Origin of the sequence: Mycobacterium sp. E136, from assembly GCF_001666865.1 — a bacterium.
In the GTDB taxonomy this organism is placed as follows: domain Bacteria; phylum Actinomycetota; class Actinomycetes; order Mycobacteriales; family Mycobacteriaceae; genus Mycobacterium.
On the sequence record NZ_LZJE01000151.1, the window covers coordinates 1 to 12,614 of the forward strand.

At 69.8% G+C, this 12,614-nt stretch carries 7 protein-coding genes and 1 pseudogene; 6 read left to right on the forward strand and 2 right to left on the reverse strand.

Annotated features, from left to right (window positions below; translation table 11 throughout):
- Positions 1-522, forward strand: a 522-nt coding sequence (locus tag A5698_RS09930; protein ID WP_156670687.1) for an MFS transporter, incomplete at its 5' end; no start/stop codon positions are given.
- Positions 498-1,259, forward strand: a complete 762-nt coding sequence (locus A5698_RS09935; RefSeq protein ID WP_068295921.1) for an ArsR/SmtB family transcription factor — start codon at positions 498-500, stop codon at positions 1,257-1,259. The genes A5698_RS09930 and A5698_RS09935, both read left to right, overlap by 25 nt.
- 101 nt (positions 1,260-1,360) lie before the next feature.
- On the opposite strand, the gene A5698_RS09940 is transcribed toward A5698_RS09935, so the two are convergent.
- Both A5698_RS09940 and A5698_RS09945 read right to left on the reverse strand, forming a co-directional pair.
- Entirely contained in the window at positions 1,361-2,356 is a 996-nt protein-coding gene (locus tag A5698_RS09940; RefSeq protein WP_068295923.1) for an IniB N-terminal domain-containing protein, read from the reverse strand.
- Between the two features lie 269 nt (positions 2,357-2,625).
- Entirely contained in the window at positions 2,626-3,147 is a 522-nt protein-coding gene (locus A5698_RS09945; protein WP_068295925.1) for an Rv0340 family IniB-related protein, read from the reverse strand.
- Positions 3,148-3,391: 244 nt separating this feature from the next.
- On the opposite strand from A5698_RS09945, the gene A5698_RS09950 reads away from it, so the two are divergent.
- From A5698_RS09950 to A5698_RS09965, 4 genes and pseudogenes are all read left to right on the forward strand, one after another.
- A complete protein-coding gene (locus A5698_RS09950; protein WP_068295935.1) occupies positions 3,392-5,164 on the forward strand; it encodes an Hsp70 family protein in 1,773 nt (590 codons plus the stop codon).
- Positions 5,165-5,168: 4 nt separating this feature from the next.
- Positions 5,169-7,703 carry an isoniazid response ATPase/transcriptional regulator IniR gene (gene iniR, locus A5698_RS09955; protein ID WP_068295927.1) on the forward strand — a complete coding sequence of 845 codons (2,535 nt, stop codon included), beginning with the start codon at positions 5,169-5,171 and terminating at the stop codon, positions 7,701-7,703.
- Positions 7,704-7,809: 106 nt separating this feature from the next.
- Positions 7,810-9,501 carry an Hsp70 family protein gene (locus tag A5698_RS09960; RefSeq protein ID WP_068295930.1) on the forward strand — a complete coding sequence of 564 codons (1,692 nt, stop codon included), beginning with the start codon at positions 7,810-7,812 and terminating at the stop codon, positions 9,499-9,501.
- Between the two features lie 137 nt (positions 9,502-9,638).
- Positions 9,639-12,344 (forward strand): annotated as a pseudogene (locus tag A5698_RS09965) ((Fe-S)-binding protein); the annotation flags it as partial.
- Between the last annotated feature and the right edge of the window lie 270 nt (positions 12,345-12,614).

Consider the following 12,614-nt stretch of genomic DNA (forward strand, 5'->3'; position numbering starts at 1 on the left):
CAGCGCGGGGCGAGCGCCCTGGCCACGGCGTGGTGGTTCATTCCGCTGCCGCTGACGTACCTGGTGCTCATTCCGGTGGTGAACGCGATGACGCGGCGGACGAATCCCCGAACCCCGATGACCGCGGGCCTGCTGTTGATGGCGACGGGCCTGGGTGTCTACGCCTGCGTGGGCCCGCAGGCGAACATCTGGTTGCTCGAGGCGGCGTTCGTCCTCGCGGGTGCCGGGCTCGCCCTCAACACCGCCCCCGCGGTGGGGTTGGCGATGTCGGCCATGCCGATTCGACGCAGCGGGCTGGCCTCGGGCGTGGTGAACCTCGCTCGGCTCGTCGGTATCACCGTCGGCGTAGCGTCATTGGGGAGCATCATGGCCGCGGTCGACGACATCGGCGGCGTACGTGCCGCGCTGGCGCTCGGCGTGGCGGCCCTGCTGGCAGGTGCGCTGATCACCTATCGGTCGCGCCCCGCCGCCTTCGAAAGAGGAAGGGAGGACCCGTCATGCGTGACGGCACCGAGGTCGTGACGGGCGACGTCGACATCGCCTCTCTCGCGTCGTTGCTGTCGGATCCGGCGCGCTGCAAGGTGCTGCTGGCGCTGGACGACGGGCGCGCGCTGCCGGCCAGTGTGCTCGCCGACGAGGCCGGTGTCAGTCGATCGACCGCCAGCAGCCACCTCGCCAAGCTCACCGACGCCGGCCTGCTCTCCGTGGAGACCCACGGCCGAAACCGCTACTACAGGTTGGCCGGACGCGAGGTCGGCGAGCTTCTCGAACACCTCGGGCGGCTGGCGCCGATGCGTCCGGTGCGGTCGCTTCGCGAAGGCACCCGCGCGGCGCGGCTGCGCGCGGCCCGCACCTGCTACGACCACCTCGCGGGCCGCCTCGGGGTCCAGTTGATGGGCAGTCTGCTCGAACGCGAGATCCTCGTCGGCGGCGACGGTCGATACGATCCGCACCGCGACGCACGTGACGCGCTGAGCAGCCCGGGCTACGACGTCCGCTACGAGCTGACCGACGACGGCCGCGACTTCCTCTGCGGGATCGGTGTCGAGATACCCGACACCAGAAGGCCTTTGGTCCGTTACTGCATCGACTGGACCGAGCAACGCCACCACGTCGCCGGTGCGCTGGGGCGCGCGCTGCTCGACCGCTTCCTCGCGGCGGGATGGGTGAAGCGAGCGGCCAGGGGCCGAGGCGTCGCCGTGACCGACAGCGGCGGCCGGGCGTTCGCCGACCACTTCGGCATCCAGTGGCGAGGCTGATCAAAACATACTGGGAGGCAAGCACATCGATGCTGCCCGGGTGACGTGCCGACTGGCGGGGATCGCAGTTTGATCCCCGCCAGTGGCGTTGTGTGTTCGGTTCAGAACAGGCCGGCGTCGACGGTGGTGTCGACATCGACGTCGGTGTTGACCTGACCGGAGTTGTCGGTCGAGTTGTCCTGTCCGGAGTTGTCGACCGAATTGTCGACCGAGTTGTCCACCGAGTTGTCCTCGACACTCGTGCCGCCGGAGATCCCGCCCGACACGCTGCCGTCGATGTCGCCGACAGTGGTCTGGTTGCCATCGACATTGGTGGTCGTGGTGTCGTTGTCGTTGATCACGATGCCCCCACCCGAACCGCCGGCCCCGCCGGTGGCGTTGCCGCCGTCGTTGCCCACACCGATCAGCCCGCCACCGCCGTCACCGCCAGAAGCGCTGCCACCGCTGCCCCCACTCATGTCGACGTCGTTGATCACCGGGCCGTCGTTATCGGAGATGATGTCCCCACCAGCGGTCTGATCACCGCTGTCGTCGATCTCGTTGTCCTCACCGATGTTGACGTTGGAGTCCTCGATGTCACCGGTGTTGACGTTCTCGTTGTCATCGCCGACCACGTTGCCGTCGCCCTCGACGTTGGTGGCATCGATATCGCCGGCATTGCCGGTGTTGACGACCCCGCCGTCGGTGGCGGTGTTGGTGGTCTTGTCACCGAAGGTGATGTCACCGAACTCCAGATCGAAGTTGCCGATGCCCTGCTGCTGATCGGCGCCGGCATGGTTGACCGTGTTGGTCTCCGGGCTCAGGAACCGGGTGTCGTTGTGGCTGAGCGTGTCGTTGTTGGACAACACCTCGGTCTGACGCTGCGGAGTGAACGCAATCCCATGCGTCTGAGCCACCGCCTGCTGCAAACCCACCACCGGATTCCCACCACCGTGCACCACCGCGGCGGGCGCCACGGTGGCCGCCACGGCCTGTACCTGGGCGGCGGAGACGTTGCCGAAGCCGGCCTGGTGCAGTTCGCGGTCGGGGTCCGCCACGAACGCAGCGGCGGAGACAGGGTCGCGGAACAGGTTCAGAAACCAGTCGATGAGGTTCATGTCGGATCCTTTCGGGGTTTTCGTTGTGGTCTGGTCGCCGGTCCGTCCGGCGAACTGAGGACCACGTTATGGCCGAGGCGAGCCCCCAGAAACGGGGTCACAACCCCTCCCTGCGCAGCGCCACCCCGGGATCGGAGTAGGGGCCGCGCTAGGGGATTAGGGGGTGGTTCGGGGATCGGCTGGCGATGATGCGTTGAACTGGCGATTCACCCCGGAAACGACGAATGCGCGGTCCCCTCGGGTAACCGCGCATTCCGGCGTCGAGCGCCTCAGTCGAAGATGTCGAACCCGCCCGCGTCGATATCGAGCTGCTGCACGTCGGCCACCGCATCGCTGAAGTCGTCGATCGTCGGCGGTTGTTCGACCACGTCGTCGATCACCGGGTGGTCCAGCTGCTGCAGCGAGGTGTCGTCCACCTCGGCGACGCTGGGGACGTCCGGATCGGCGAGATCGGAGACCCCGGGGTCGGAGATCAATGCGGTGGAGACGTCGTCGGCCACATTGGCCGGCACATGGTCCCCGAAGGCGTCGAACGCCGCCGTGGCCGCACCGCTGCTCCACACGTTGCTCGCGGCCTCGGTGATGCCGCCGTCCAGCCCGGTCGTCGGGACGGTCGTCGGCAGCGCCGACATCGACTCCGAGACCGCAGGGATCAGGGCGTGGACATCGGCGCTGGTGACGTTCGTCAGATTGGCGTCGACAATGGCTTGATCCGGATCCGCGGCGAAACGCGCGGCGGCGTCGGGATCACGCACCACCGACATGACGAAGTCGAGTAGCTCGTTGGCCATGAAACACCCTCCCTCCCTCAAACAGATATAAGTGGCTAGAGACATGACCTAGCCAATTGGCTTGCCACGATGCTATCGACGGCGGCGGCCCCCGTGATCGGTGTCAAACCCACCTGCTCGGCCGGGTCGTTAGGGGACGAGCCGTTAGGGGATTTCCTCCCACTAGGGGCAGGTCCCGTAATCGGAGAGATCCAGCCGCTATCGTGATGGCCGGGTCCGAATTGACCCAAATACAGAGGTGGAGATGAGCGACTCACTCGGGTTGTCGATCGGTTCGACCAACTTGGTGGCGGCCCGGGTCGGCCGTCCCCCGGTCATGCGGCGATCCATTCTCACGGTCTTCGACGATCGCCCGCCGGAGGTCGGCGTACCGGCCGAGAACCCGAACCTGAACCAACCGGGGATGGTGCTGAGCGGCTTCGTCGAACGGGTCGGCGACCCGGTGCCGTTGGTTGCGGCTGACGGTTCACCGCATCGCGGAGAACAGGTGCTGGCCGAAGCCCTCGACGCCATGGCCCGTACGGTCGGCGGCGGATCTCCGGTCGTGATCGCGGTGCCCGCGCATTGGAGTGCCGGGGCGACGGGTGCGCTGCGGGGCGCTCTGCGTGCCGCGCCCGGCCTGGCTCCCGGCGGGGTGGCGCCCACGCTGGTGCCCGATTCGGCGGCGGCGCTCGCCGCACTGCAGGCCGCGCCCGGACTGCCGTCGAGTGGTGTCGTGGTGCTGTGCGATTTCGGCGGCAGCGGCACCAGCATCAGCCTGGCCGACGCCGGTGCCGGCTTCGCTCCGGTCGGGGAGACGGTGCGCTACCCGGAGTTCTCCGGCGACCAGATCGACCAACTCCTGCTCAACCACGTCGTCGCGGGAATCGCGGCGGCCAACGACGCCGATCCGGCGGGCACCGCCGCCGTCAGCTCGCTGGCCCGGTTGCGCAACGAGGCTCGCGTGGCCAAGGAACAGCTGTCCGCCGACACCGCAGCGGTCGTACACGCCGATCTGCCCGGGTTCACCTCCGACGTGCGGGTGACCCGCACCGAATTGGAGCAGCTGATCAGCGAACCCCTCGACGGTGTGCTCAACGCCGTCCAGGAAGCGTTGCAGCGCAACAACATTCCGACAGCGAACGTCTCGGCCGTCGCAACCGTCGGCGGCGGCGCGAACATCCCGATGGTCACTCAGCAGCTGTCGACCCGTCTGCGCGCGCCCGTCATCACCACGCCGCAGTCGCAGCTCAACGTCGCCGCGGGAGCGGCTCTGATCGCCGACGCCGCCGGAGCGGCAACGGGGATGGCGCCCGCCGCGGATGCCCCGACCGGCATGGCGCCGACCAGCATGGCCGCGGCCGCGTGGGCCGCAGGCGCCGCCGGCGTCGCGGCTTCTGAGTCGGCCGCCGACGGGGCCGCCTCGGCGACGTTCCGCGCGCTGGCGTGGTCGCAGGACGACTCCCCCGCCGATGAGCCGGTCCCGTACGCCGGCGAGGACTACACCTTCGAAGTGGGCGCAACTGGCGCGCGACCGGGGATGGAATTCGCCCATGAGGAAGAGCAGTACGAGCCGGAGCCCGCGCCGCTGGCGTGGTACCGCCGCCCGGTGGTGCTGTTCGGCGCGGCGGCAGCCGCGGCACTGCTGGCCGCCGGCGGGCTCGCGGTCACGCTGACGAGCACGAGCGGTGACAGCTCTCCGGTCACCGAGACCGCGACGACGGTCGAGACCGGGCCCTCCCCGGAGCAGACTACTTCGGTTGCGCCCCAGACGGTCACGGTCACCGGAGACGACGGCCGTGCGACCACGAGCGTGATTCCGCCGCCGCCTCCTCCCGAGACCACGACCACCACGACGACGCCGAGCACCACGACTACGACGACGACAACGACGACCACCACCACCACACCGCCGACCACCACGACGACGCGTCCGACGACCACGCAGCCGACGACCACCCAGCCGCCGACGACCACCGAGCCGCCGACCACGTCGGTGGAACCGCTGCCGGACATCCCCGCCGAGGACGTGCCGTAGCGCCATGACCGCGTCGGACCCGCGGACCGAAATCCCGCCGCCCGCACGCGAAGCGGTCGCGAGGCTCGCGGCCGCACCGACCGAGCCGGTCAAACTTCTCGTCTCGGGTGGCGTCGGTACGGGTAAGACCTCGGTGCTGGCCGCCGTCCGGACCGCGCTGCGGGCCGCGGGCGTGCCGGTGCTCACGCGGGCCCCGCGTGCCGGCGAGCATGCCGCGGTGGTCATCGACGACGTGCAGCTACTCGACGACGACGTCCTCGACCAGCTCACGGATCGAGCGTCCGACCCGGAGTCGACGGTCATCGTCAGCAGTGAGCCGGTCGCACACCGGCCCGCCATGCGTGCCCTGTCCACGGCGGTCGAGCGCGAGAATCCGGTCGTCGTCCTGGGGTCGCTTGGCCCGGCCGACGTCGCCGCCCTCGTCACCGAAAAGCTCGGCGGCACAGCACCGTCCGATATGGTGCGGTCACTGGTCGTCGCGACGGCCGGGCTGCCGTTCCTGCTTCAACCGGCGATCGCTGCCGCCGCGGCTCCGGAGGGCGAGGCGCCCGCAACGGCCATCCTGCACGCGGTCAAGTACGCGATGATCGAACGGCTCCGCCGCCTCGACGATGCCTTACTGGACACGCTTCTGATGACATCGCTGAGCAGAGAGCTCGGTCCGGATGACGTCGCGGCGGCGTTGCGGATCGGCGCCGAGCAGGCGCACGCACTGGTCGATCGTGCCCGCGCCACCGGCCTCATCGAGCCGTCTCACAGCCGGGCATTCTTACGCACGCTGCACCGGTGTATCGCCCAGATCCTCGGCGCCGCACGGCATCACGACACCGAGGTGTCACTTCTGGTGTCGCAGCTCGAATCGTCGACGCTGTCGGCGGAACTGGCGTTGCAGATGGCCGAGCACGGCTTGCGCGACGATCGCCTGGCCACCGCGCTGGCCGACATGGCGGCACGCAGCCACAACCAACCCGCCAGGGCGGCAAGGCTTTACCGCGGCGCCGTCGATGCGGGGGCGACCACGCTGAGCTCACAGCTGGCCGACGCGCTGGCATTGACCGGCGACTGCGGCACCGCAGGCCGGCTCACCGATCAACTGCTCGGCTCCGACAATGCCGCCGAAAGGGCCGCCGCGGTCCGGATCGCCGCAAGCATCGCGGTCCACGACGGCAGCGCCGCCCAGGCCGCGGACCTGTTTCGCTGGCTGGGGCCGTATCCGGACGCCTTCATCAGCGCTGCGGGCGCCGTGGTGTCGATCGCCGCCGGCGACCTGTCCGCCGCGCGGGCGGCGTTGTCCGTCGAGAGCGGTGGGCCGCCGACCTCCACGGCGCGCGCCGCGCGCAGCCTCGCCGACGGGCTGCTGATGTCGCTGGACGCTCCCTACCCCGCCGCCGTCGGCCGACTGGGCCAGGCGATCACCACCGACCAGGCCACCACCGGCGTCGCTCCTGACACGCCCGCAGCGCTGGTGACCCTGGCCGCACTGCACGGCGGCGATCCGGTGCGGGCACGCAGCGTCATCGGCCGCGCCGTGCGCACCGGCCTCGACGACGGTTCGGAGGCCGCGCTTTTCGTCGCTCGCAGGCATCGGCTGCTGCTGGGATGGGTGCGCATGCAGGACGGACAGCTGTCCGCGGCGACGTCCGACGTCGCGATCGCCGACGCCGACGCCGACACCGCCCCGCTGCATCGCCGCGACGCACTGTGGGCGGCCGCACTGCAGACCGCGATCGCCCGGCGCAGCGGCGACACCGGCGCCATGCAGAAGCACTGGTATTCGGCGGTGGAGGTGCTGGCCGAGTACTCGATGGACCTCTTCTCTCTACTGCCGCTCGGCGAACTGTGGATGGCCGCCGCTCGGATGCACCAGATCGACCGGCTGCGCCACACCATCGACGAGGCCTTCGCTCTGCTCGGCTCACTCGGCGACCCCGTCCTGTGGTCGGCCCCGCTGCACTGGGCGGGTGTGCACGCCGGCATCCTGGCCAACGCTCCCGACGCGGTCGCACCGCACGGCCAGGCGCTGACGGCGGCGGCCGGTCGCAGCCCCCTCGCCAGGACGCTGGCCACCGCCGGCCGCACGTGGTTGCGGGTGTTGGCGAACCACGTCGAGACCGACGAGGTCACCACCGCCGCGCGGCTGCTCGCGCAGGTCGGCCTCACCTGGGATGCCACCCGGCTCGCCGGTCAGGCCGCGCTGCAGGCCCCCGACGGCCGGGTGTCGGGTGCGATGCTTCAGCTCGCGCGCGACCTGAAGCAGGCCGTCGCACTGGACGAGGCTCCCGGCGCCGAGCAGCCCGGCGCGCCCGAGGCCGCGCGGGCCGGTGCGGCGCGCCCCGTGTCGTCGCGACTGTCCGACCGCGAGCGTGAGGTCGCCGAACTGCTCCTGCTCGGCATGCCGTACCGCGACATCGGTGCGCAGCTGTTCATATCGGCGAAGACGGTCGAGCACCATGTCGCCCGGATCCGCCGCCGTCTCGGCGCGGAGTCCCGGTCCGAGATGTTGTCGATGCTGCGGGCGATGCTGGCGCCGCAGTCGTGATCCCCCAACCCGTCGCCATCCCCTAACGGAGATCCCCTAAGCGGGCCCGCCGACGACGGGATCGGCGCCGGATTCGCACGTCGGCGCAGCGCCATAGCGTCATCCCATGATCAGTCACCAGGCATCTCCGGACCGGCCGCTGGGTGTTTCGGTCGGCGCGACCAACCTCACCGCGACCCGCGACGGGCACGCCGCGGTGATCAGACCCTCCGAGCTGACGGTCGGCGGGCAACGGCTCACCGGATTCGTCGACCGCATCGGCGATCCCGTTCCGCTTATCGCCCCCGACGGTTCGTCCCATCGACCCGAGCGGCTCCTCGCTGAAGCCTTGCGGAGGCTCGGCCACAACGTCGAAACGGACATGGCGGTGGCGGTTCCCGCGCACTGGCGGCCGTCGGTCGCCGACTCCGTGCGCCAGGTCCTGCGTGACGACGTGCCGGTCATCACCGACGCCACCGCGGCCCTGGCGGCTTTGAACGCGGAGCCTGGCCTGCCCTCCCGCGGCGTCGTGGTGCTCTGCGACTTCGGCGGTACCGGAACCAGCATCACGCTGGCCAACGCCTCCTCGGGCCACGGGGTGGTCGGCGAAACCGTCCGGTTCGCAGACCTGTCGGGCGATCTCGTCGACCAGGCACTCCTGACCCACGTGATGACGTCGCTGCCCTCCGACACCGATCCATCGGGCACCGCGGTCGTCGGCTCGCTGACGCGGCTGCGCGACGAATGCCGCGCCGCCAAGGAACGGTTATCAGCGCACACCGCGACCGCGATCCCGGTCGACGTGCCCGGATACCGCGCGGAGATCCGCGTCACGCGCGCCGAGCTCGAACAGCTGTTGCAGCATCCGGTCGCCGACTTCCTGGCGGTCGTGGACGACACGCTCGATCGCTACGGCGTCCCGGCGGCCGCCGTCACGGCGGTGGCGACGGTCGGCGGCGGAGCACGCATTCCGATGCTCACCCAGAAGCTGTCCGAACATCTGCGCGCGCCCGTGGTGACCACCCCGCAACCTCAGTTGGCCGCGGCCGGCGGCGCCGCCCTGATCGCACAGCGCCGACGCGTCGTCGAACCCGCGACGACCCTGACACCCGCCGGGGTCGAGGAAGCGACCGTCCGCATCGACGGACCGCCGTCGAGCGCGTTCGGCGCGCTTGCCTGGTCCCAGGACAACCAGGACGACGCGCCCCTTCCCGTCATCGAATCCCGCCCCGATCTCGTCTTTCACCGCGAGGACTGGCAGGACGAGGCGCCGCCGCGGCGGTCCCCGCTCGTCCTGTTCGGCCTCGCAGCCGCCGCCGCGGCGATCACGACCGGGCTGTTCGTCGTGATGCAGCTGCGCGACGACACCGTGACCCCGGTGGAGGCGGCGACCAGCACTGTCGCACCACCCCCCGCGCCTGCGGCGCCGGCTCCCACTCCAGCACCCCCGGCGCCGCAGGCCCCTCAACTCACCACGATCGTCGTGCAACCGGCTCAGCGGTCATCGGCACCTCCACAGCGCAGCGCGCGTCCGGCGCCCGCCACACAGGTGGCCCCGAGCCCGCCGCCCCCGACCGTGCCTCCGACGACGACCACTCCCCCGTCGACCGAGCCCGAGGCCCCATCGTCGCCGGAACCGGAAACCGACCCGTCGCCCGAGCCGCAGACCCCGCCGTCGGCCGATCCGCCGCCGATCGACCCGGGCCCTGGAAACGGCGCTCCGGACGCCGATCCGGGTCCCGCCGACACGGATTCGAGCGGCGATCAAACGGGTACCGACACCGTGCCCGACGAGTCCAGCCCGACCGACGGTGCGTAGTTAGGACAACCTTCGTAGCGGCGTTTCCCTTGGAGATGCAACTATGACCCCCGGGCTTGAGCAGGCCCTGAGTTAAGTTACCGACGGGTAACTTACGATAAGTTACTCTTGGGTAACTTGAGAACGGGAGGCGCGCGGTGGACACCCAGATGCTGATCAGGCTCGTCGTCGGACTGGGGCTGACGGCCCTTGTGCTGGTCTTCGCCGCCAAACGCGTGCTGTGGCTCACGACGTTGATCCGCTCCGGCGCGCCCACCAGCCCGGAGAACAACCGCAAGGACAACCTCGGCAAGCGCATCACCACGCAGGTCGAAGAGGTCTTCGGGCAAACACGGCTGCTCAAGTGGTCGCTGCCCGGCCTCGCCCACTTCTTCACGATGTGGGGCTTCTTCATCCTGGCGTCGGTCTACCTCGAGGCGTACGGCCTGCTGTTCGACCACGATTTCCACATCCCGATCATCGGCCGTTGGGACGTGCTCGGTTTCCTGCAGGACTTCTTCGCCGTCGCGGTGCTGCTCGGCATCATCACGTTCGCGATCATCCGCGTCATGCAGGAGCCCAAGCAGCACGGCCGCGACTCCCGCTTCTACGGCTCGCACACCGGCGGCGCCTGGCTGATCCTGTTCATGATCTTCAACGTCATCTGGACCTACGCGCTGGTGCGCGGGGCCGCGGTGAACACCGGCGCGCTGCCCTACGGCAACGGAGCCTTCTTCTCCCAGTTCATGGGCTGGGCCCTGCATCCGCTGGGTGAGCCCGCGAACGAATGGATCGAGACCATCGCGCTGCTGCTGCACATCGCGGTGATGCTGGTCTTCCTGCTGATCGTGCTGCACTCCAAGCACCTGCACATCGGCCTGGCGCCCATCAACGTCACCTTCAAGCGGATGCCCAACGGGCTCGGTCCGCTGCTGCCGGTCGAGTACGCGGTCGATGGGCAGGCAAAGCGCATCGACTTCGAGGATCCGCCGGAGGACGCGGTGCTGGGCCGCGGCAAGATCGAGGATTTCACGTGGAAGGCCTACCTCGACATGACCACGTGCACCGAATGCGGTCGGTGCCAGTCGCAGTGCCCGGCGTGGAACACCGGTAAGCCGCTGTCGCCCAAGCTCGTGATCATGAACCTGCGCGACCACCTGTTCGCCAAGGCGCCCTACATCCTCGGTGACAAGGAATCGCCGCTGGAGAACACGCCCGAAGGCGGCCTCGGTGAGGAACTGCGCGGCGAGAAGGAATCCGAGAAGCATTCGCACGAGCACGTTCCCGAGTCCGGCTTCGAACGGATCCTGGGTTCGGGCCCGGAGCAGGCGACCCGGCCGCTGGTCGGCACCGAGGAACAGGGCGGCGTGATCGACCCCGACGTGCTGTGGTCCTGCACGACGTGCGGTGCCTGCGTCGAGCAGTGCCCGGTCGACATCGAGCACATCGATCACATCGTCGACATGCGCCGCTACCAGGTGATGATGGAGTCCGAGTTCCCCGGTGAACTCGGCGTGTTGTTCAAGAATCTGGAGGCCAAGGGCAATCCGTGGGGCCAGAACGCCAAGGACCGCACGAACTGGATCGACGAGGTCGACTTCGACGTGCCGGTGTACGGCCAGGACGTCGAGTCGTTCGACGGTTACGAATACCTGTTCTGGGTGGGATGCGCCGGCGCCTACGAGGACCGCGCGAAGAAGACCACCAAGGCCGTCGCCGAACTGCTGGCCGCCGCGGGCGTCAAGTACCTGGTGCTCGGTGAGGGCGAGACCTGCAACGGCGACTCGGCCCGCCGCTCCGGCAACGAGTTCCTGTTCCAGCAGCTGGCCGCGCAGAACGTCGAGACGCTCAACGAGCTGTTCGAGGGCGTCGAGCGTGTCGACCGCAAGATCGTTGTCACCTGCCCGCACTGCTTCAATACGCTGGGCCGCGAATATCCGCAGGTCGGCGGCAACTTCACGGTGTTGCACCACACGCAGCTGCTGAACCGGCTGGTGCGCGACAAGAAGCTCATCCCCGTCACGCCGGCCGACGGCGGTACGGAGATCACCTACCACGATCCGTGCTACCTGGGGCGCCACAACAAGGAGTACTCGGCGCCGCGCGAGCTGATCGGCGCCTCCGGCGCAAAGCTGACCGAGATGCCGCGCCACGCCGACCGCGGGCTGTGCTGCGGCGCCGGTGGCGCGCGGATGTGGATGGAAGAGCACATCGGTAAGCGCGTCAACACCGAGCGCACCGAGGAGGCGATGGACACCGCCTCGACGATCGCGACCGGTTGCCCGTTCTGCCGCGTGATGATCACCGACGGCGTCGATGAGGTCTCCGCCGCCCGTGAGGTCGAGAAGGCCGAGGTTCTGGACGTGGCGCAGCTGCTGCTGGGCTCGCTGGACAAGAGCACCATCACGCTGCCGGAGAAGGGCACCGCCGCCAAGGAGGCCGAGGAGCGCGCGGCCAAGCTGGCCGCCGAAGCACCCGCAAAGGAGGCCCCGGCCGAGGCCGCGTCCGAGCCGCAGGCCGAACCGGAGCCCAAGGCCGAGGCCGCGACAGCGACGGAAGCTGGATCACCGGCTCGGCCGGCGGAGACCAAGCCCGTCACGGGTCTCGGAATCGCCGGCGGCGCCAAGCGCCCGGGTGCCAAGAAGGCCGCGCCCGCGGCCGACGAAAAGCCCGCTGCGGCAGCGCCTCCCGCGAAGGGGCTCGGCATCGCTGCGGGCGCCAAGCGGCCCGGCGCCAAGAAGGCAGCACCCGCTGCACAGTCGGCACCCGCAGAGGCGGAGGCCAAGCCGGAAGCCGCCGCGACGCCCGAGCCGGAGGTCAAGGGACTCGGCATCGCGGCAGGCGCCAAGCGTCCGGGCGCGAAGAAGAAGGCCCAGCCGGCGTCACCGAACGAGGGCGAGGCGACGGTCACGCAGCCGCCGAACGTCGACCCGGATAAGGCGGCACCGGGCGCCAAGACCGACACCGCCGACTCGGATCGGGGCCTGGAGGCCAAGCCCGAGCCCGAGGTCAAGGGACTCGGCATCGCGCCTGGCGCCCGCAGGCCGGGTGCCAAGAAGTCGGCCGCGCCGGCCCAGCCCAAACCGGCTGCCGCCCAACCGGAGCCACAGGCCGATGGCGAATCCAGCGCTGCC